At 61.3% G+C, this 21,230-nt stretch carries 11 protein-coding genes; 3 read left to right on the top strand and 8 right to left on the bottom strand.

Going from position 1 to position 21,230, the window contains the following annotated elements:
- The first annotated feature begins 73 nt into the window (after positions 1–73).
- Positions 74–799: a 16S rRNA (uracil(1498)-N(3))-methyltransferase gene (locus AAHE99_RS02565; RefSeq protein ID WP_342114104.1), complete on the top strand. Its 726-nt coding sequence runs from the start codon at positions 74–76 to the stop codon at positions 797–799.
- Positions 800–810: 11 nt separating this feature from the next.
- Here the strand turns inward: AAHE99_RS02565 and AAHE99_RS02570 are convergent, their stop codons facing one another.
- The 6 genes from AAHE99_RS02570 to AAHE99_RS02595 form a co-directional block, all read right to left on the bottom strand.
- Positions 811–1,611 (bottom strand): tetratricopeptide repeat protein, encoded by an 801-nt coding sequence (locus tag AAHE99_RS02570; RefSeq protein WP_342114105.1) that lies wholly within the window; start codon positions 1,609–1,611, stop codon positions 811–813.
- Positions 1,612–1,635: 24 nt separating this feature from the next.
- Positions 1,636–2,094, bottom strand: coding sequence for a hypothetical protein (locus tag AAHE99_RS02575; RefSeq protein WP_342114106.1), 459 nt, complete (start codon positions 2,092–2,094; stop codon positions 1,636–1,638).
- Positions 2,095–2,180: 86 nt separating this feature from the next.
- Positions 2,181–4,973: a TonB-dependent receptor gene (locus AAHE99_RS02580; protein WP_342114107.1), complete on the bottom strand. Its 2,793-nt coding sequence runs from the start codon at positions 4,971–4,973 to the stop codon at positions 2,181–2,183.
- Positions 4,974–5,197: 224 nt separating this feature from the next.
- Positions 5,198–8,128 (bottom strand): TonB-dependent receptor, encoded by a 2,931-nt coding sequence (locus tag AAHE99_RS02585; protein WP_342114108.1) that lies wholly within the window; start codon positions 8,126–8,128, stop codon positions 5,198–5,200.
- Between the two features lie 483 nt (positions 8,129–8,611).
- Entirely contained in the window at positions 8,612–11,629 is a 3,018-nt protein-coding gene (locus tag AAHE99_RS02590; RefSeq protein WP_342114109.1) for a TonB-dependent receptor, read from the bottom strand.
- Positions 11,630–12,045: 416 nt separating this feature from the next.
- Positions 12,046–15,060, bottom strand: coding sequence for a TonB-dependent receptor (locus tag AAHE99_RS02595; RefSeq protein ID WP_342114110.1), 3,015 nt, complete (start codon positions 15,058–15,060; stop codon positions 12,046–12,048).
- Positions 15,061–15,306: 246 nt separating this feature from the next.
- On the opposite strand from AAHE99_RS02595, the gene AAHE99_RS02600 reads away from it, so the two are divergent.
- Together AAHE99_RS02600 and AAHE99_RS02605 are read left to right on the top strand one after the other, a co-directional pair.
- Positions 15,307–15,525 carry a hypothetical protein gene (locus AAHE99_RS02600; RefSeq protein WP_342114111.1) on the top strand — a complete coding sequence of 73 codons (219 nt, stop codon included), beginning with the start codon at positions 15,307–15,309 and terminating at the stop codon, positions 15,523–15,525.
- Positions 15,526–15,598: 73 nt separating this feature from the next.
- Positions 15,599–17,233 (top strand): NAD(P)/FAD-dependent oxidoreductase, encoded by a 1,635-nt coding sequence (locus AAHE99_RS02605; RefSeq protein WP_342114112.1) that lies wholly within the window; start codon positions 15,599–15,601, stop codon positions 17,231–17,233.
- A 1-nt stretch (position 17,234) separates the two neighbouring features.
- Here AAHE99_RS02605 and AAHE99_RS02610 read toward each other — a convergent pair whose 3' ends face one another.
- On the bottom strand, positions 17,235–18,002 hold the full coding sequence (locus tag AAHE99_RS02610; protein ID WP_342114113.1) for a sel1 repeat family protein: 768 nt from the start codon (positions 18,000–18,002) through the stop codon (positions 17,235–17,237).
- 62 nt (positions 18,003–18,064) lie between these two features.
- Positions 18,065–21,208, bottom strand: a complete 3,144-nt coding sequence (locus AAHE99_RS02615; protein ID WP_342114115.1) for a TonB-dependent receptor — start codon at positions 21,206–21,208, stop codon at positions 18,065–18,067.
- Between the last annotated feature and the right edge of the window lie 22 nt (positions 21,209–21,230).

A 21,230-nucleotide genomic window follows, 5' to 3' on the forward strand; every position in this document is an offset into this window, starting at 1 on the left:
GGAACCCGATATTTTACCAGAGCGTGACACCAACGCTTAAAATTGGTGCATTTCAACCTTTCCTGAGCGTTTTATGCCCCGTTTTTACGTGCCTCAACCCCTTGCCACCGGCCAGCAGCTGGAGCTGCCGGGCGATGTGGCGCACCATATCAACGTGGTGCGCATGGAACCGGGCGACACGCTGACCCTGTTCAACGGCGATGGCGGTGAGTATACGGCAGTGTTGACAGATGTGCAAAAGAAAAAGGCTTGGGCGGAGCTGAAACTGTTCGCCTCGCGCGATGTCGAACTGCCGTTTGCCGTGACCCTGGCCCAGGCCCTGCCGGAGGGCTCGAAAATGGACTGGATCATCGAAAAGGCGGTGGAACTGGGCGTGGCGGCAATCCAGCCGCTGGCTGCGCGGCGCTGCGTGGTGCGGCTGTCGGCCGAACGCGCCGAAAAGAAGCTCGAGCACTGGAGCGGCATCGTGGTGTCGGCTTCCGAGCAGTGCGGCCGCAACCGGCTGGCTGCCGTGGCGCCGCCGCAGGAGTTCAAGGAGTGGATCGGCCAGCAGGACCTGCATAAGCGCGTGATCCTGACCCCGCGCGCCTCGGAGTCGCTGGCGGATTGGGCACGCCACCAGCCGGCCCAGGCGCTGACCATCATGGTCGGCCCGGAAGGCGGCTTCTCGGACGAGGAAGAGGCGGAGGCCCTGAAGCATGGCGCCCTGCCCCTTTCCATCGGCCCGCGCGTGCTGCGCACCGAGACCGCCGCCCTGGCGGCAGTCTCAATCCTGTCCGCCGCCTGGGGCGGCATCTGACCGGCGCGTAATCAGCGCCGGGTTGGACCGGAGCCGCCGGTAGGCGTGCGTGCTGCCGAACGTACACGCTCAGCCGCTTTTTCGTTCGCGCGCATATTCTTCGCCACATCCTCCTGGCTTTTTTGCGTCACCAGCTTGGCCCAGGCTTCGGTACGCTCGACCCAGGCATTGTGCGCGGCAATCACCTGCTGTTTGGTTTGCTCGCCCTCGCCAATCATCTTGGCGTAGGCCTTGTCCATCGTGGCGCGCGCTTGCTTCAGTTCGGCTTGGTTCATCAGGGGAACCAGGGTCGCCGGGATCAGCTTGCCAGCCGGCAGTGCCGCCGCCAGGCCTTGTCCGAAACGCTTGAAGCACTCGCTCCATTCCGCCATTTTGGCCTGGACCGCCTTGGTTTCCTCCGGGTCCTTCGCTACTTCGGGGAACTGGGGGGCAGCACAGCCGTGCTTGCCATAGGCCAGCTCATCGCCGGTGTAGGCGGTGCGGTAAAACTCGATTTCCGCCTTGCGCGACTGGCGCTGCTGCAGCACCAGCAGGGACTTGGGCGCATCCTTGTTGCCGGCGGCTTTGGCCTTGTTCAACCACTGTTCTGCCTGCGCCGGATCTTCCGCCACGCCTTCGCCAAACGCATACATTTCCCCCACCAGTACCTGGGCGTCGGAATTGCCGGCTTGCGCCAGCTTGCCCAGCAACTGGTGGGCGCGGGCGTAATCCTGGGTCTCCCAGGCTTTGATGCCATCGGCCAGGTCGTCAGCTGAAGCAACGCTGGCAGCACCCAGCAATGCCAAGGCGGCGCATAGGACTTTAATTTGCATGAGACTACCTCCTTAAGGAAAAGATTAGCGCCGGTTGCTACCGAGAGAGACCTGAACCGACTCCTGCTTGCCACGCGGCAGCCGGGTCATGGGAGGGTTCAGGCTGATCAGTTCTTCGCGCTGTTTTTGATGAATTGTCTGGGCATGCGCCTCGCTGCGCAGCAGCCAGGCATCGTGCGCGGCGAAGACCTCCTGCTTGACTTGTTCAGCGTCGCTCACGATGCGGCTATAGGCTTGCTCCACATCGGCGGACATCGCCTTGCCAGCCGGCATGGCTGCCGCCAGGCGTTCGGCAAAACCGTTAAAGCACGCACTCCATTCCGCCAAACTGGCCTTGACCGCCTGGAATTCCTTCTCGCTCGTACTCACCTTGGGAAAGGTCGGGATAACACAGCCCTGCTTACTGTACGCCAGTTCATCCGCCGCCGCGTTGCTGACAGCGCCCAGCAACGCCAAGGCAGCGCAGATGGTTTTAATATGCATGGAACTATCTCCTCAAGGCAAAACACCCCGCCGGTTTCATCGGCGGGGTGCTCCGGGTTAATTTTTATTCCATTGTCAGCATAGCATCAGAATTTATAACCCGCTACAAGATACAGTTGCCGGCCCAGCGGATCGGCATAGCGCGCATCAAAGCCCATCTGGTTGCCGCCGCCGGTAATCCGTTGCGAGAACGGCGGCTCGCGGTCGAACAGGTTCTTGATGCCGCCGGTCAGGGTCAGGTTCGCATTGAACTTGAAGCGGGTCTGCCAGTCCCACACCAGGTAGTCGCTCACCTTGCGGTCCAGGGTGACGAAGTTGCCCGCTTCATCGCGGATCGCGAAGTTCGCGGCCGTCACATGCATATCCTGGTAGCCGGACTTATAGACCCCGGTCAGCGCATGCGACAGGCGGTCGGACTGCTTCCAGGTCGTCATCAGCTTGCTGATCCAGCGGAAGGTTACCGCGTTGTACGAATCGAAGCGCCCTACACTGCTTTCCACCGGGTCGGTCGGCAGCGTCTGGATGTCGGCGCGCTTCATATAGGTACCGGTCCAGTTGAAGGTCAGGCCATTGCTGCGGTAGGTATGGTCCCAGTCGATGCCCTGGTAATGCGACTTGGACAGGTTGAACGGGGTCAGCGAGGCGGCCAGCACATTCTGCTTCTGGATCGGATCGTAGAACGACACGAACAAGCCCATATAGCGCGCCGGATTGCCGAACACCTCATTCTCCGGCAGCTTGGCGATCTGGTCCTTGATCTCCACGTTCCAGAAATCCAGGCCCAGCGACAAGTTCCGGCTCGGCTCAAAGCGCAAGCCCATCGACGATTGCTTCGAGGTTTCCGGCCTCAGGCCTGCCGCGCCGGAAAACGGATTACCGCCGGACAGCAGGTTGTACTCCGTATTGCCCGCGCACAGCGGCAGCAGCGGACCGGACGTGATCGGGCACGGGTGCGCGCTGGCATTGCCGCCGCCCTGCAGCGCATTGGTGATGTCGGTCATCACCGGTGCCTTGAAGCCGGTGCCGTAGGATGCGCGCACCAGCAGGCTGTCCGATGGGCGCCAAGCCGCCGCCAGCTTGTAGGTGGTCTTGCTGGCCTCATTGCCTTTGACGGCAGGCGCCACCAGGTTACCGGCGGAATCGAAGTTCATGCGGTCACGCACTGCATCGTAGCTGTCGTAGCGCACATCGCCGGTCAACTCCAGGCCTTTCATCACCGGCACTACCAGCTCGGCAAACGCGCCCCAGTTCTTGCGCGAGGCATCGGTCGGCAAGCCGCCCTGCACGCCGCCGATCGGGCTGTCGGTGAAGTTCGGCTGCAGGCTGTTGGCGCCCATGGTGATGGCGCTCGGGTCGTACACGTATTTCTGGCGCAGGAAGTCGCCGCCCAGTGCCAGCATGGCGGCGCCGCCCGGCGCGCCGAACACCTCACGCGAGCCGCGCAGGTTCAGCACATCGATCTTCGAGCGGGTTTCATCCAGCTGCTGGTGCAGCACGGCGCCCGCCAGCGCGGCGCGCGTTTCGGCGGTCGGCACGATGAAGGGGTTGTAGGTGCCGGCCGCCATCAGCGCATCGAGCTTGTCGCTGCTGACGTAGCCCGCCACGGCGTGGTCGGCTGCCGTGCTTTCCGAATGGGTGTAGGCCGCATTCAGGTCCCAGCCCCATTGCGTGCCCTGCACACCAAAGGCCAGGTGCTTGGCATCGGTCTTCCAGTCGTCGGTGCGGCCGCCCGCATCGACCAGTCGCAGGCTCATCGTGGCCGACTTGACCGAGGCCGGATCGATGCCCAGCTTGACCAGGCCCGGCACCACGTGCGCCTTGTACAGCGCGGAGTTGATGTTCAACGACAGCGGCTGCGCTGGCGACGCATAGCGCGCGGTGCTGGTGAATTTCGAATACAGGCCTTCGGCAAAGAAGGTCCAGTCGGCGCCCAGCCTGATATTGGTGGAGGCGAACAGGCCATCGCGTTTCAGCTCCGGCAACAGTTCGACCACGGCGCCGTAGTTGTAGACGCATTTGTTGTCGACCTTGAAGGTATTGGGCGCACCGCAGGTACCGGTGGCCAGCAAGCTGGGATTGAACATCGCCTGCGGGTTCGGGTTGCGCACGGTGACATTGCCCGGGATCGAGTTGCTCGAGGTCTGGTACAGCGAGTACTTCTTGCCGGCCTCTTCGAACGGATGCACGCCGCCCGGCGCGGAGAAGCGGCGGTCGCTGGCGTTCAGCTCTTTCTGCGTATCGTGGCTGAAGGCCAGCAGAACGTTATAGCCGTCGCTATCGAGATCGCCAAAGCCTTTCGACACGGCGACGTTGGAAGTGGCGCCGGCGCTGCCCTTGCTTGGGCGGTTGTAGGTCAACTCGATGTTGGCATCGGTCTGGTTTTTCTTCAGGATGAAGTTGACCACGCCGGCAATCGCATCGGAGCCGTACAGCGCCGAAGCGCCGTCGGTCAGGATTTCGACGCGCTCCACCGCCGACAGCGGGATCGAGGCCAGGTTGACCGCCGAGCCCGAGCTGTAAGGCGCGATGCGTCGGCCATTCAGCAACACCAGCGTATAGCCGGTGCCGATCGCGTGCACCGAGGCGGTCTGCACGCCGCCGCCACCGCCATTGATCGAGGCGGCCGACGTCACAAAGCCCTGCATCGAAGGCAGCGTGGCGACCAGGTCGGCCACGGTGGTGGCGCCGGTCTGCTCGATCTGCGCTTTGGATAAAGCCTGTACCGGCAGCGCGCCTTCAATGGCGACGCGCTTGATGGCGGAACCGGTGATCTCTACGCGCTGGATATTGTCTTGCGCCAGCAGCGGTTGCGCGGCCAGGCCCAGACCTGCCATACACATCAGCCGCACGGAACGCGACAGGATGGTTTCTCTCATCATTGTTTCCTCTAATCGTCTCTCTGATTTTTAGCGCCGCGGTTGCGGCCCAATCATCAGAGCATGTCGATTCAACAAGGAACAATGGCTATTCGGCGACTGTGCCGGAGTCACTGGAATGCTGCAAGGGATTCGCCCAGCGCTTATTGCGCGCATACGACGAACGAAAGTAAAAAAGCCTGCCAGCTTTCGCTGGCAGGCTTCGTATCAAGCACTAAACGTAAAGCTTAGAACTCGTATTTCGCGGTGAAGCGGAACTTACGTGCGCCCTGCAGGCCGATTGGCTGCTGGTAGGACGGCGATGGGGAGTTCACGCCGGTTTCGCCAGCTTCTTCGATCACCTGAACGGTACGCTCGTTGAAGATGTTCTGCACGTCCATCTGGAACGACAGAGCCTTCATCCACTTCGGTGCGTAGTGAACCTGTGCGGACAGTTCCTTGGTCCAGTTCAGACGGCCCAGGGTGCCACGTGGGTTCAGCTTAGCGCCGCACCAGAAGGATGCCGACTGGTAGCCAATCGACACGCCATCCAGGTTACCAGCGTAGTAGCCCAGGCAGTTCATTGGACGGCCGGACTGCAGCAGCAGGTTCGCGCCAACACGCCATTCGTCAGCAACCTGGTAGGCACCGAAGGCCTTGAAGGTGTGGCGACGGTCGTTAGGCAGGTAGCCGTTAGCACCTTCCATCAGGCCTGGGTAGTCCCAGTCTTGGGAGATACCAGCGTCGTCCTGGCCGATGTCGGACTTGACGTAGCCTTCGGTGTTGCCCTTGTTGAAGGACAGCACGTAGGAACCAGCCAGGGACCACTTGCCGTCCCAGGAGCGGTCAAAGCTCAGCTCCAGAGCGTTGAAGGTGCGCTTTGGCTTTTCTGGGAAGCCCATTGCCGATGCTGGGATGGTCACTGGGGTCAGACCTTTGCCATCGCCGAAGTCGATGTTCGCGGTCAGATCGCCACCTGGGTTGTACAGGAAGCAGTGGCCGATTGCGGAAGCCAGGGTGTCGGCTTTAGCGTCGGAGTAGCCCTGTGCCTTGGCCCAGTTGTACGCGCCTTCGTCGTTACAGACGTCGTCCATAACTTTCTTCAGCTTGCGGTGGGTCAGCTTCACGCCAACTTTCCAGCGATCAGCCAGAGCTTGTTCCAGGCCGATGATGAATTCATCCTGGTACATTGGCTTGATGTTTGGATCAACCACGGAACGTGGGTCGCCAGCGGTGCCGTCGGACGAGGTCAGACGGGTGCCCAGCATTGCGCCCTTGCCTGGGATCTGGAACTTGTCGGCGCTCAGGGAGCCGTTGTAAGCGTAGAACTCACGGTAGTCCAGTTCGGCGCCGGACAGACGCACGTTGGTGTTCGACATCACAGGGATGTAGTAACGGCCAGCATTGGCGAAGGCCTTGGTCTGCGCCTTGCCGCCCACGTCCCACGCTACGCCCAGACGAGGAGCGATGGTGTTGTCAACCTTGATGAAGGTCTTGCCTTCAGCATTGAAGTTTTCGAACGATTCGCTACGAACGCCGATGGAAGCCATCACGTTCGGATGCACTTGCCAGTTGTCTTCCACGTAGAACGCGGAGTTCTTGGTGGTGAACTGGCCGCCGTTGGCGAAGGTACGTGCTTCGATGTACGACTGGGTTGCGCCGCTGGTGTTCACGTAGCCGTTGGACAGCTTGCCGCCGTTTGCCAGGTTACGGATGATGTAGCGGGTGGTGCCTGGGTACACGGTACCGTCGAGAACTTCATACTTCTCGTTGTCCATACCGAAGCGCAGGCCGTGCGCGCCCAGGTTCCACTCGGCGTCCAGACGCCATGCGGTACGCTTGTCGTTCGCGTTCGGATCGGAGATCGAGGTCGCGGTGGAGCAGCCGTAAGCGATGAATGGGGATACGCGGTTGTCGCGTACCACTGGGCAAGCTGCCGAAGCCACGTCGGACTTACGGTTGTACTTGCCAACGCCGTACAGGGCGGACACGGTCAGGTCGTCAGTCACCCAGGTGGTGTACTTGGCGATCAGGTTTTCACCACCGGTGGTGTACTCGTCAACACCCTGGTCAGCGCCCTTGGTGGTGCCGTAAGGTACTGGGGACTTCCAGTTGTAGACCTTGTCTTTCACCTTGTCGCTGAACGCGGTGAATTCCAGCAGGTTCTTGTCGGTGATGTTCCAGTCGAACTTGGTCAGGAAGCGTGGGGTGGTCGACTTGGTGACGTCCTGTACGGTGTTACCGTAGGTCGAACGCTCGATGTTGGCGCCCTGGATCAGGCCGAAGAAGAACAGCTTGTCTTCGATCAGAGGACCGCCAGCCCATACGTTGGCTTGCAGGTCGTCGGTGCCGCCTGGACGGTTGTGCAGGTGCCACTTGCCGGTCACAGCGCTCTTTTCAGCGTAGACGTTGGACGCTTCCAGATCTTCTGGCGACCAGATGACGTTGGCGCCACCTTTCCATTCATTGGTACCACGCTTGGTGGTCACAGCCAGCACGCCACCCAGGGAACGGCCGTATTCCGGGCCGTAGCCGCCGGTCTTAACCTGCTGCTGGGCGATACCTTCGAAAGGCACCTGGTTGAAGGTCACGCCGTTCACCGAGTTGGTGACGTTGAAGCCGTTGATGTAGTACACGTTCTCCGCTGGGGATGCACCACCCAGGGAAGGCACGTTGCCGCCGCGCAGTGCGGTCTGGCCGATACGGGTGTCACCCTTGGTTGCGCCTGGGGCCAGCAGGGCCACGGCGGTCACGTCACGGGTGATTGGCAGGCGGTCGATCGCTGCCTTGTTCAGCACGGTGCTGGACTCTGGCGACTTGGTGTCGATGCGGGTTACGCGGCCGGTAACCACCACGCGCGCAGCTTCTTCGAAGTGGGCGATGGAACCTTCACCAGCTTGCACCACAACAGCACGCTCTTCGATCTGGCCGTTTGGCAGCTTGACCTTCAGGGTGTAGTTGCCTGGTGGCAGTTGTGGCACGGAATAGGTGCCAGCCTTGTCCACGGTAACGGTGCGGCTCAGGCCGATTTCCTTGTTTTCCAGGGTGATGACGGTGCCAACAGCAGCACGGCCACCAACCGAACCAGCGGAGTTCGAGGCAGCGTAAACGTTGCCACCGATCACCAACGAAGCGCTAAATGCAACAGTCAGCGCATGCGCGAGTACAGTTTTTTTCATTGCAATTCCATCAAGAAATACAGCATGGATAAAAATATCCGGAGCGGTCTAAGCGCCGCTCTTCCGGCTTGTCCCAACAAAGTAGCTCCCACCGCAGCGAAAGCCCGCTCAACCTCGGTTAACTAGTGCCAACCCAAATCGAAGGCCTAATGGGATCATGCCGAAAGGTAAATGATCAAATAAAAAATGTATAAAAACGTTTCACACTTGAATACTTGCAACTTTATGACACACGAAAAGATGTCATCATAACCACATCCTCCGGCATTTCCTGCGAAACAACTTGCGGTAAAAGCTACTAAATTGCCACTAAGTCATTGCAAGTAACCTCGAACTGCTGAGCTACCCCGGCCGCCCCCCTGCGCGCCCGAAGCGGCTTTGCGGCAGCCGGCGGACTGTAGCGCCAGCACAACACATGAACCGGCAGGACGTAAAAAAACCGGCCCCTCACGGGGCCGGTTTCAGGCGCTGAATCTTCTGAAATTAGAAGGTGTAGCGCGCGCCGACGTACAGGCGGCGTGGCTGAACCCAGGCGTTAGCCTGGCCAAACTTGTAGGCGCCGGTCGCATTCACCAGGTCCTGCTCGCCGGTTGCGGACTGCTTGTCCAGCACGTTGAACAGGTCCAGGAAGAACTCAACCTTCTGGGCGCCAGCCAGCTTGTACACATACTTCAGACGCATATCCAGGGTGTAGTACGCTGGAGCGGTCTCGCTGCCAACCGAACCTGGTTTGATCCAGGTATCCACTACACCGCCGTTCGCGTATGGTGCATCGACCATTTCTGGCAGGTGGCGGCGGCTAGCCAGGAAGGTACGGCTGTAGATCAGACCGCTGTTCCAGTTGAACACACCGCTCAGCTCCAGGCCGTTGTTGAAGAAGTACGAACCGTAAGCCTTGGCCTGGTGCTTGATGTTGCCAGGCTGTTTGCCATAGGCGTTCGGAGCACGTGGGTCCAGTGCCAGCCAGTCGCCCTGGAAGTCGGCGTTGGAGTCGGAGTTGGTGTTGCCTTCAGCCTTGTTGAAGGTGTAGGAAGCACCGCCTTGCCAGTTGTCGCGCTTGGCCTTGGTCACGCTCACTTCCAGACCTTGGTAATCACGCTTGCCGCCAGCCAGGGTACCGATCACATAGTTCGAGTTCGGCTTGGTGGAGTAGCCGAAGTACGAGTATGGCAGGTAGTAAGCCGAACCTGGCGCTGCATAACCTTCCGGTGCGGTCGCCACGGTCAGGGTATCGTCCGAGTACAGGGTCAGGTCGTAGTCTTCCAGGATGTCGCGGGTCTTGCGCTTGGTGTAAGCGATCGACACGGTGTAGTCACGGCCCAGGTTGGTTGCATAACCCAGCATGAACTCATCGGTGTACGGGGTCTTGGTCGATGGCGAGAACAGCGCATCCGGGGTCTTTGGACCGCCACGGGTACGGAAGGTCAGCCATTGGTTGCCCAGGTAGACCTGCTCATCCAACACCGGACCGGTCAGGTTACCGGCGAAGTCAGCCATGTTGGTACGGATCGGGTCGTAGTAGCGGCCAACGAAGCCCCATACCTTGCTGCGGCCGTCGCCGCTCAGGTCATACACGGTGCTCAGGCGCGGCGCCAGCTTCCACTTGAACTTGGCGGACTGGTCACCCTTCGAATCGCGGTGCACCCACTCTTCGGTGCGCACACCGCCATTCACGGTCCAACGATCCATGGTCCAGGTATCCTGGACGTAGAAGGTCTTGCCGGTGGCTTCAACCGAGTATGGCGCAGCCTGGGCTTCCTTGATGCGGTAGTTGTTCACCTGGCCGTTCGGGTTGCCGGCGGTGCTGGTGAAGCGGTAAGCACGTACCTCGGCGTCCGATACGACACCGTTGTGGTCGGTATCCAGCAGGCTGACGAAGTAAGCCTTGTTCGGGCTGTTGTTGATGCCGGTAATAATACGTGGCACGTCGGCCGCGACGATGGACTTGGCGCCAGACCAGCCGCTGCCAAAGAATTCGGTGAACGAGACGCCGGCATTGGCCGCTGCGATCGAGCTGTAGCGCGCCTTGTCCGGGCCGGTCACCTGCGAGTCTTCGAAGTAGGTGTTGGTGGACTTCGAGAAGCCGCTCTTGAAGGTGTGGCTACCCCACTTCTCGGTCTCCAGGAAGTACTGGGCGCTCAGGCCTGCTTCGTCGCGGTCGCGCGAGGTCACCAGGTTGGTGCCGAAACCACCCAGCAGGGTCTGGGCGGTGGTCGGCTGCGGGTTGGCGTTACGGAAAATGACGGTGTTGCTGCTCGACAGGTCGGCTGCGAAGTCGGACACTTCACCTTTGTGGCGGAAGGCATAAGCTTCCACGGTCAGGTCGCCCATTTCGCGGCGGTATTCGACCTTGTAGTTGTCGCCACCCTGCTCGCGACGGCGGTCGCGGTTGTTCGGGGTGCCGGAAGCGGTCGAACCGCTGATGGTGGTCGGGTCGTTGAAGAAGACGGCGGTCAGGCGATCGTTTTCGGTCGGCTGCCAGGTCATCTTGAAGAAGCCCAGTTTTTCGTCGCGCTTCACGGAACGCATGAACGCGCCGGTGGTGGCATCGCCGACGTCGTCTTCACGCGACTTCTTCTGGAAGGAGCCGAAGAACCACAGCTTGTCCTGGATGATCGGGCCACCCAGGGTCACCGCTGCATCATAGGTCGAGAAGCCGGAGGCAGGAATATGCTTGTCCTTGGCGACCAGGCTGTCGTTCTGGAAGTAGTAGTTGACCGAGCCGTGATACTCGTTACCACCGGACTTGGTGACCACTTTCGACACCAGGCCCGAACCGCCGGCGTACTCGGCAGGGATACCGCCGGTCAGCACTTGCTGTTCCTGGATGATCTCGGAGTTGATGGCCGAACCAAAAGTGCCGGTGTCCGGGTCGGTCACGTCGACGCCGTCCAGGATGTACACGTTGTCGGACGAAGTACCGGTCGCGCCGTCGATGTCGGAGTAGTTCACGCCGGACTTCGAGGAAGGGTTGCCGCCGGCGGAAGGCTTCACGCCTGGCACCAGCTGCAGGTAGCTCTGGTAGCTACGGCCGGTTGGCAGGGACTCCACCACGCCCAGGTTCAGGATGGTACCCACGGTAGCGGAGGTGGTGTCCACCTGCGCCAGGCGGGAACCGGTCACCACCACTTGGGCGGTACCGGTTTCCAGGGCGTAGCTCAGCGCTGGGTTCTGGCCGGAAACCACGGCCACGCCCTGGGCGGCGAAGTTGGAATAGCCTGGCGCTACCACTTCCACCTTGTAGTCGGTTGCTGGGTCCAGGCCGCTGACGCGGACGGTACCGTCGGCTTCCGTCACAACGGTCTTCGATACCAGGGAGCTTGGCGAGCTGATCTTCACGGTAGCGCCAGCAACTGGCTTGCCACCGGAGGAAATGGCGATACGCAGGCCGCCGGTTTCGGCTGCCCAGGCAGCGCCCATGAAGCACATGCCAACTGCTACGGAGATTGCGGAGCGGCGCAGGAGCGCGGCACGCGATTTTTGTTTCTCGTTTTGCAACATATGTGTGTCCCTAAATGTTGTTGTTACGGAAGCACGCTTGACCCACCAACTGGCTCAAGGTTTCCCAGCTCCGGTACCGTTGTACGTACATTTTGCCGAGGTGCTACTGCTCATTAATGAGGGGCCGAAGCGCCCTCGTTTCGCTGCTTGTAAACAGCGCAACTTGGGCATGGAACCATATGCAAAGTTGCGACGTCAACAATAAGGCCCGGTTTGATGCGCACTCACAACACTTTTGAAAGGCACTGATACCCACAGGAAACTTTTACATTGCAATGCAAAAATCCGCGGTTACACTTGGCTGGAAAATGGCGGAAATTGTGACTATCTTTCTGAAAGTTCGCCGAATTTCAGACAAAAAAAGGGCCGGTTCCTGCAGCAGGAACCGGCCCTTTGCCGTTTAGGGACGGGGGATTTTAGAAGGAGTAGCGGCCGCCTACGTACAGACGGCGTGGCTCAACCCAGCTGGTGCCCTGGCCAAACTTGTAGGCGCCGTTGCCGGCCACCAGCGACTGTTCGGTGATGGTCGACTGCTTGTCGAACACGTTGAACAGGTCGAGGAAGAACTCCAGCTTCTGCGCGCCAGCCAGCTTGTAGGTGTACTTCAGGCGCACGTCGAAGGTGTAGTAGGCCGGCGCCTTCTGGCTGCCGATCGCGCCTGGCTGCAGCCAGGTGGAGACCACGCCGCCGTCCGCATATGGGGTATCCACATGGACCGGCAGGTTACGGCCCTGCTCCAGGAAGGTACGGCTATACAGCAGGCCGCTGTTCCAGTTGAACACGCCGCTCAGCTCCAGGCCATTGTTGAAGAAGTACGAACCGTAGCCCTTGAACTGGTGCTTGATATTGCCCGGCTGTGGGCCGTAGGCGTTCGGTGCGCGTGGGTCCAGGAAGATCCAGTCGCCCTGGTAGTCGGCGTTACTGTCGGAGTTGGTGTTGCCTTCCGCCTTGTTGAAGGTGTAGGACGCACCGCCTTGCCAGTTGTCGCGCTTGGCCTTGGTGACGCTCACTTCCAGGCCCTGGTAATCACGCTTGCCGCCAGCCAGGGTACCGATCACGTAGTTGGCGTTCGGTGCCGAGGAATAGCCGAAGTAAGAGTACGGCAGGTAGTACTTCGAGCCCGGCGCCGCGGTATCGTCCGGCGCGTGGGCCGGATCGATGGTTGGATCCGAATAGACGCTCAGGTCATAGTCTTCCAGCAGGTCGCGCGTCTTGCGCTTGGTGTAGCTGACCGACACCGTGTAGTCCTTGCCGATGTTGGTGGCATAGCCCAGCATGAACTCATCGGTGTGAGGAGTCTTGGTCGAAGGCGCAAAAATGCCGTCCGGCTGCTTCGGACCGCCACGGGTACGGAAGGTCAGCCACTGGTCGCCAATGTACATCTGCTCTTCCAGCACAGGGCCGGTCAGGTTACCGGCGAAGTCAGCCATGTTGGTGCGGATCGGGTCATAGTAGCGACCGGCGAACGCCCACACTTTGCTGCGGCCATCGCCCTTCAGGTCATACACGGCGCTCAGGCGCGGCGCCAGTTCCCACTTGAACTTGGCCGACTGCTCGCCTTTCGAATCGCGGTGGATCCATTCCTCGGTACGCACGCCGGCATTGACGGTCAGCTTGTCCATGGTCCAGGTGTCCTGGATATAGAAAGTCTTGCCGCTGGCTTCAACCGAGTACGGTGCAGCCTGGGCTTCCTTGCGGCGGTACAGGTTCAGTTGGGCGTGCGGGTTGCCGGCGGTGCTGCTGATGCGGTAGGCACGCAGTTCCGGATCGGTGACCTTGCCATCTTTGTTGCTGTCGAGCAGGCCCAGGAAATAGGCCTTGTTCGATGCGTTGTTGATGGCGCTCAGGATACGGGTGATGTCGGTGGAACCGATATTTTTCGAACCAGTCCAGCCGGCGCCGATCCATTCACCGAAAGTGAGGCCAGCCTTGGACGCCGCAATCGACTGGTAGGTCGCGTTGTCCGGGCCGGTCACGCGCGAGTCTTCGAAATAGGTATTGGTCGACTTCGAGAAGCCCGACTTGATGGTGTGGCTGCCGTATTTTTCCGTATCCAGGAAATACTGGGCTGTCAGGCCCGCTTCGTCGCGGTCGGCCGAGGTACGCAGATTGGCGCCGGCGCCGCCCAGCTGCAACTGCGCCAGGGTAGGATTCAGCACCGTCGGGTAGGCCACGTTATTCTGGTTCGACGCGTCGGCGGCATAGCTCGAGCTTTCACCCTTGTGGCGGAAGGCGTAGGCTTCCACGGTCAGGTCGCCCATCTCGCGGCGGTAGTCGATCTTGTAGTTGTCGCCGCCCTGCTCGCGGCGGGTGTCGCGGTTGTTCAGGGTGGTGGAGGTGGTGGAGCCGCTGATCTTGACCGGATCATTGAAGAACAACGCCGTCAGACGGTCATTGTCGGTTGGCTGCCAGGTCACCTTGAAGAAGCCCAGCTTGTCGTCACGCTTGACCGTGCGCATCAGTTCGCCCGTGGTCGCATTGCCGACGTCGGTTTCACGGTTTTTCTTCTGGAACGAGCCGAAGAACCACAGCTTGTCCTGGATGATCGGGCCGCCCAGGGTGACCGCCGCATCATAGGTCGAGAAGCCGTTGCCTGGGATGTTCTTGTACTTGGCGACCAGGCTGTCGTTCTGGAAGTAGTAGTTGACCGAGCCGTGGTACTCGTTGCTACCGGACTTGGTAATGACCTTGGACACCAGGCCCGAACCGCCGGCGTATTCGGCCGGGATACCGCCGGTCAGCACTTGCTGTTCCTGGATGATTTCGGAGTTGATGTTGGAACCGAAGGTGCCGGTATCCGGGTCGGTCACGTCGACGCCGTCCAGGATGTACACGTTGTCGGACGAAGTACCGGTGGTGCCGCCGATATCGGCGTAGTTCACGCCGGATTTGGACGATGGGTTGCCGCCGGTCGATGGCTTCACGCCTGGCACCAGCTGCAGGTAGCTCTGGTAATTACGGCCGGTTGGCAGCGATTCCACCACACCCAGGTTCAGGATGGTGCCGACGGTGGCGGAGGTGGAGTCCACCTGCGCCAGACGGGAACCGGTCACCACCACTTGTGCGGTACCGGATTCCAGCGAGTAGTTCACCGCCGGGTTCTGGCCCGACACCACGGCCACGCCTTGCGCCGCGAAGTTGGAGTAGCCGGCAGCCAGCACTTCGATCTTGTAGTCGGTCGCCGGGTCAAGGCCGGCAACACGGACGGTGCCGTCAGCTTCGGTCACAACGGTTTTGCTGACCAGGCTGCTTGGCGAGCTGATTTTCACCGTCGCGCCGGCGACTGGCTTGCCCGCTGCAGAGATGGAAATACGCAGACCACCGGTTTCGGCGGCCCAGGCAGCGCCCATGAAGCACATGCCTACCGCGACGGAAATTGCGGTCCGGCGCAGCAGCGCGGCACGCGATTGTTGTTTCTCGTTATGCAACATTATGTGAGTCCCTAAGTATTGTTGTTACGAAAGCACCTTTGACCGACAGCATCAAAATTTTTGCGCTACGGCTAACACATTGGCTGCTTGTAAACAGCGCAACTCGGTCATGGAAACATAGGCAAAGTTGCATCGTCAACAAGCAAAATGTTTCCATTCGACCATAAAATACTTGTGAACTAATAGTCATAGGGGAAACATTTGGTTCGATAGTCACGCTTTCTCACAAGCAAGAAAAGTTCTCTAATGCGCGGCAAATTATGCCGATTTCGCGTCAATTGGCGCGATTTGGGCCAAGTGCAGCGCCAGGAACTTGCTCAATGCACAGCGCTATTGCTGGAAAGGCAAAAAATGGCAGAAATTGCAACTGCCAAATATTGCAGTATTGAAAATTTCAAAATTGACCAAGAGTCGTTGCATTCATACAACCTCGTTGCCGCCAGCCAAGCCCCGCCGCAGCACTGACCAGCCCGGCGAAAGCGGGTAAAATGTCGCCTTTGGGCCCGTTGCGCGCCCCATCCTGCCGAGAAAGATCACCATGTTGCGACTGAACGAAATCAAGCTCCCGCTCAACCATGAGGAAGCGGAACTGCCCAAGGCCATCCTGGCCCGCCTCAAGATTTCACCGGAGCAAATGCTGGGCTTCACGGTCTACAAGCGCAGCTACGATGCGCGCAAGAAAGCCAACATCTTCCTGATCTATTCGGTGGACGTGGAAACCACCGACGACGCCGGCATCCTGGCGCGCCGCAGCGACGACAAGCACCTGATGCCCTCGCCGGACATGGCGTATAAATTCGTGGCCCACAATGTGAACCCCGACGGCAAACAGCCGCGCCCGGTGGTCATCGGCATGGGCCCGTGCGGCCTGTTCGCCGGCCTGATCCTGGCGCAGATGGGCCTGAAACCCATCATCCTCGAGCGCGGCAAGACAGTGCGCGAGCGCACCAAGGACACCTTTGGTTTCTGGCGCAAGCGCGTGCTGAATCCGGAATCGAACGTGCAGTTCGGCGAAGGCGGCGCCGGCACCTTCTCCGACGGCAAGCTGTATAGCCAGATCAGCGATCCGAAACACTATGGCCGCAAGGTGCTGACCGAGTTCGTCAAATCGGGCGCGCCGGAAGAAATCATCTACGTCAGCAAGCCGCACATCGGTACTTTCCGCCTGGTGAAGATGGTCGAAAACATGCGCGAGGAAATCTTCGCCCTGGGCGGCGAAATCCGCTTCGAGCAGCGCGTCACCGACTTCGACATCCAGGAAGAAAACGGGGTGCGCCAGATGCGCGGCCTGCACCTGGCCAGCGGCGAGTACCTGGAGGCGACGCATGTGGTGCTGGCCATCGGCCACAGCTCGCGCGACACCTTTGAAAAGCTGTACGAACGCGGCGTGTATGTGGAAGCCAAGCCGTTCTCGATCGGCTTCCGCGTCGAACACCCGCAATCGCTGATCGACCAGTGCCGCTTCGGCCCGAACGCCGGCCACCCTATCCTGGGCGCCGCCGACTACAAGCTGGTGCACCACGCCAGCAACGGCCGCGCGGTGTACAGCTTCTGCATGTGCCCGGGCGGCACCGTGGTGGCGGCGGCCTCCGAGCCGGGCCGCGTGGTGACCAACGGCATGTCGCAGTATTCGCGCGCCGAGCGCAACGCCAACAGCGCCATCGTGGTGTCGATCAGCCCGGAAGTCGATTATCCGGGCCACCCGCTGGCGGGCATTGCCCTGCAGCGCGAGCTGGAAGAGAAAGCCTACAAGCTGGGGGGCGAAAACTACAATGCGCCGGGCCAGCTGATGGGCGATTTCGTGGCCGGCGTGCCGTCCTCCGACGTGGGCGCGGTGCTGCCGTCGTTCAAGCCCGGCATCACCTGGACCGACCTGGCCACCATCCTGCCGGAGTACGCGGTGACGGCGCTGCGCGAAGCCTTCCCGGCCTTCGACAAGCAGGTCAAGGGCTACTTCAAGCACGACGCCGTGCTGACCGGCCTGGAAACCCGCACCTCCTCGCCGATCCGCATCAAGCGCAACAACGACGACCTGCAAAGCCTGAACACGCGCGGCCTGTTCCCGGCCGGCGAAGGCGCGGGCTACGCCGGCGGCATCCTGTCGGCCGGTGTCGACGGCATCAAGGTGGCGGAAGCGGTGGCGCTGTCGATGCAGGCCGCCGACCGCGCTTAAGCTATCTGCTGCCGCGCCCGAGCGGCGCGTTCTTCACCGTGCTCAGGTTGGCGCGCTTGATCTGGTCGGCCGCCAGCTCGCTCTCCAGCCTGGTTTCCTCATTGCGCTTGGCGACGTAATCCTCAGTCGCCTTGCGCCACGCCTGGTACGCAGCCGTCAGCTGCGCCGCCGTCTCGCCGGCCGCCTTGGCCTGGGCGCGGTACAGCTGGTCCAGGCGGGCGATGGCCTGGTCGTATTCGATCTGGTTCATCAGGCCCGCGATATCGGACGGGATGCGCTTGCCGGCCGGCAGTTCCTCGCTCAGCGCCTGGACGTAGGCGTCATAACACTTCTGCCATTCGGCGTGCGCTTTCTCGACCCCTGCAATGTCGCCATTGACTTTGGACATGGCGGGAATCTCCGGCCGCCGGCAACCGTAGGCGCGGCCCTGGTAGCCGCTGACCCAGTAATCGATGTCCTTGCGCCGCGTTTCGCGCTGCGCCATGGTGTCCAGCGCTCCCGCCGCTTCGCGGTGGCCGGCCGCGGCGGCCTTGCCGAACCAGTGGCGCGCCTGCGCCAGGTCGATGCGCCCTGCTTCGCCATACCAGTGCATTTCACCCAGGCGGAACTGCGCCTCCGCATTGCCCGCCTGCGCCAGCTTCGAGAACAGCGCCAGTGCTTGCGGGTAGGACTTGTTCTCCAACAGCTTGTTGGCGTCGGCCAGATCGTCGGCCACAGCCGGCAGCGCCAGCAGCATGGCCAGGCACAGTGCAGTGACTTTTACTTTCATCTTGTCTCCTTTCGCATAAAGAAAAACCGCGGCCGAAGCCGCGGTCTTTCGTGCCGGTACGCTCAGAACTTGTGGTTGTATTCCACGGTGAACTTGGCGGAACGCGCGTCCTGGAAGGTACGTGCTTCGCCGTAGTTCGGCAGGATGCCGAGGCCGGTGCCGTCATCGTACAGTTCGCGGCGGCCGGTCACGGCCTGCGCATTAAACACGTTGAACACGTCCAGCTTGAACGCCAGGCCTTTCACATAGTTCGGCGCATAGGTCAGGTTCAGGTCCAGGCGCTTCTCGGCCGGCAGGCGGCCCAGCGAACCGCGCGGGGCTGGCTTGCCGCCGCACCAGAAGTACTCGGCGCCATAGCCAGGGCCGCCGTACTCGGTGGAGTACGGTGGGAACAGCTCGCCGTTCTCAGCCGCCTCGTTGGTGCCCAGGCAGACCTTCGGACGGCCGGACTGGACCAGGGCGTTGCCGCCCACCGAGATCTCCGACGTCACCTGGTAGTAGCCGAACAGCTTCAGTTGGTGCTTGCGGTCGTTCGGCAAGATGCCGTTGGAGTACGCTGCGAACTCAGGGAAGTCCCAGCCGGCGGAAGTGCCGACGTCGGCCTGCTGCGTATCGGAGCGGGTCTGGCCTTCCATATTGCCCTTGCTGCGCGACAGCGTGTAGTTGATGCGGCCGTACCAGCCGTTGCGCAGTGGATGTTCGGCAAAGAAGTCCAGTGCCGCGTACTTGCGCTCGGCCTTGGGCTGGCCGATCTCCGCCGCGCTGAAGCGTGCATACTGGCCCTTGCCGCTGGCGACCGGATTGCCGGCAGCGTCGTGGCCGTCGACCCATACTTCGACATCCTTGCCCGGGTTGAAGATGTAGCAGTTCATGAAGTCCTTGGAGACCACAGGAATGCCATGCTTGAGGGCGAAGTCGTACAGCGGCCGGGTATCGCAGCTGTCGTCGATACCGGCGCCCAGCTTGCGGAAGGTACCTTTCACGCCGAAGTTGTACTCCGGGTTGAAAGCCTTCTCGAAGCCCAGGGTCAGTTCGTCCTGGTAGTTCGGTTTCAGGTCGCGCGTCACCACCGAGCGCGGATCCTTGCGGGCGCCGGTTTCGCCGTCCGGCGATTGCGCGGTGTTGATCGCGCGCAGGCCGGTTGGGACGCCGGTGTTCGGGTCGATACCGGTATAGGTGAAGTCCTGGTCGGTCAGGGTCGAACGCGATGCGGCACGCGCGGCCACCTGGCCTGGCAGCTGCAAGTAGTAGCGGCCGGCGCTACCGAACACTTTCATCGTGGCGTCGCCATTCACGTCCCACGAGGCCGACAGGCGCGGCGCCCACTGGTTCTTCATGTCGATGAACTTGTCGCCGTCGCCGGTGGTGTTGCTGTAAGCCTCGTTACGGATGCCGAAGGTAAGCAGCAGGTTCTTGTTGAACTGCCAGCGGTCTTCCAGGTACTGCGCGGTCTGGTCGGCTTTCGCATCGGTGATCGAGGAGAACACGCGCTGGCGGGCGTAATAGCCCTGGGTGCCGAAGCCGCCGAAGTCACACACCACGGCCGGACGCGCACCCGACAAGTTAACCGGCGAGCACTCACGTCCTGCCGGCACCTTGCGGTAGGTCCACAGCGAACCGCCCGAGGAAGCCAGGCCGGCGCTGGTGATGTCCATCTTGTTGGAGTCCAGGCCGCCGCGGATGGTGTGGTCGCCCAGCTTGTATTCCAAGTCGAGACGGAAGGACTTCACTTCGTCTTCGCCCGGACGGCTCAGGTTGCCAGGGAAGGGGTTGTAGGACTTGTACAGGCCCTGTGCATCGAGCGCAGGGACGCGGTTGGCCACGGCAGGCACGGTGACCGATGGCGGAACGCCGCCGCTGGTGGACGGGAACTCATACTGCACGCCGCGCTCGGATTTGAGCTGGCCGTACAGGGCGGTCAGGGTCAGGTCGTCGGTCAGGTTGCCGATGTATTTCAGCATATTGACCTTGGCGCCCGGGATGCCCGGATTGATGCCCAGCGAGCCCGGGTTGCGGGTCATCAGCTGCGTGTACAGCTTGTCGTTCGGCTTGCCGTTCAGGTCGGCAAGCGGGCCGTTCAGGTCGAAGCCGTAGCGCCGGACGCGTTCGCGCCAGTCGTCGCCGGCCGAGGTGAACTCGAGGCGGTGGTCATCGGTGACCTGGAAGTCCAGCTTGCCCACCCAGCGGCTTTCCAGGCTGCGGCGCGCGCGCCAGCCGTCGCGGCCGATGGTGGTGGAATCGGAACCGAGCTGCAGGTTGTTCTGCTTGTTGATGGTCTGGTCCATGGCGAAGAACATGAACAGCTTGTCCTTGATGATCGGACCGCCCATGTAGGCGCCGTACTGCGTGGTGTTGACCTCGTCCAGGTCGCGGCGGAAGTGCAGCTTGCCATCGGTGTTGGCGTTATCGACGTAGCCGGTCTTCTCGTAGTAAATGTTCTTGCGCTTGGAGCGCAGGCGGTTCGGCTCCATGCTGTACATGGCGCCGGCTTCCCAGTTGTTGGTGCCGGACTTGGTGGTCACGTTCATCACGCCGCCGATCGAGCGGCCGAATTCCGCGCCGAAGCCGCCGGTCATCACCGAGGCCTGCTGGATCGCGCCAAATGGCAGCTCCATCGAACCCAGCTGGGTCAGCGGGTTGGTGATGGCAAAGCCGTTCAGGTAGAACGCGTTTTCCGACGCGCCGCCGCCGCCGAACGAAGCGCCGCCGTAGGCCGCGTCCGCCTTGGTGGTGTTGGGCGCCAGCAGCACGATCGAGTTCAGGTTCGGCTGCACCGGCAGCTTGGACAGTTCGCGGGCGCTGAACACGGCGCCGTTGTTGGTGTTCGACACGTCGATGCGCGAGCGGCGGCCGGTCACTTGCACGGCGGCAATCGCGCCGAAGGAGGCGTTGGCGCCCTGCCCGGCCAGCACTTCTACTTCGCTGCTGTTGGCAATGGCGTTGTTACGGACCAGATCCACCTTGTAGCGGCCCGGTGGCAGGGCGGTGACCTGGTAGCGGCCATTGTCAGCCACGTCGACCGTGCGCTTCAGGCCGGTCTCCAGGTTGGTCAGGGTAATCGAGGCGCCGGCTGGTGCTTCCACATTACCGTAGACGCTACCGACAGCACTGGACTGGGCCAGCGCGGGCTCCACCAGTGCAACGTTCAGGACACCGGTCGCGAAGGCCAGGGTCAGGGCACGTGCGATGACTGTTTTCCTCAGCATATTATTTCCCAATTTAGATTGC

Origin of the sequence: Pseudoduganella sp. OTU4001, assembly GCF_038440195.1 — a bacterium.
Lineage (GTDB): Bacteria > Pseudomonadota > Gammaproteobacteria > Burkholderiales > Burkholderiaceae_D > Rugamonas.

Excerpts from the sequence above, each read along its gene's own strand:
- AAHE99_RS02615 (WP_342114115.1), bottom strand. The coding sequence starts at position 21,208 with ATGCTGAGGAAAACAGTCATCGCACGTGCCCTGACCCTGGCCTTCGCG.
- AAHE99_RS02565 (WP_342114104.1), top strand. The coding sequence starts at position 74 with ATGCCCCGTTTTTACGTGCCTCAACCCCTTGCCACCGGCCAGCAGCTG.
- AAHE99_RS02570 (WP_342114105.1), bottom strand. The coding sequence starts at position 1,611 with ATGCAAATTAAAGTCCTATGCGCCGCCTTGGCATTGCTGGGTGCTGCC.
- AAHE99_RS02600 (WP_342114111.1), top strand. The coding sequence starts at position 15,307 with ATGCGCGGCAAATTATGCCGATTTCGCGTCAATTGGCGCGATTTGGGC.
- AAHE99_RS02610 (WP_342114113.1), bottom strand. The coding sequence starts at position 18,002 with ATGAAAGTAAAAGTCACTGCACTGTGCCTGGCCATGCTGCTGGCGCTG.
- AAHE99_RS02580 (WP_342114107.1), bottom strand. The coding sequence starts at position 4,973 with ATGATGAGAGAAACCATCCTGTCGCGTTCCGTGCGGCTGATGTGTATG.
- AAHE99_RS02595 (WP_342114110.1), bottom strand. The coding sequence starts at position 15,060 with ATGTTGCATAACGAGAAACAACAATCGCGTGCCGCGCTGCTGCGCCGG.
- AAHE99_RS02605 (WP_342114112.1), top strand. The coding sequence starts at position 15,599 with ATGTTGCGACTGAACGAAATCAAGCTCCCGCTCAACCATGAGGAAGCG.
- AAHE99_RS02575 (WP_342114106.1), bottom strand. The coding sequence starts at position 2,094 with ATGCATATTAAAACCATCTGCGCTGCCTTGGCGTTGCTGGGCGCTGTC.
- AAHE99_RS02585 (WP_342114108.1), bottom strand. The coding sequence starts at position 8,128 with ATGAAAAAAACTGTACTCGCGCATGCGCTGACTGTTGCATTTAGCGCT.
- AAHE99_RS02590 (WP_342114109.1), bottom strand. The coding sequence starts at position 11,629 with ATGTTGCAAAACGAGAAACAAAAATCGCGTGCCGCGCTCCTGCGCCGC.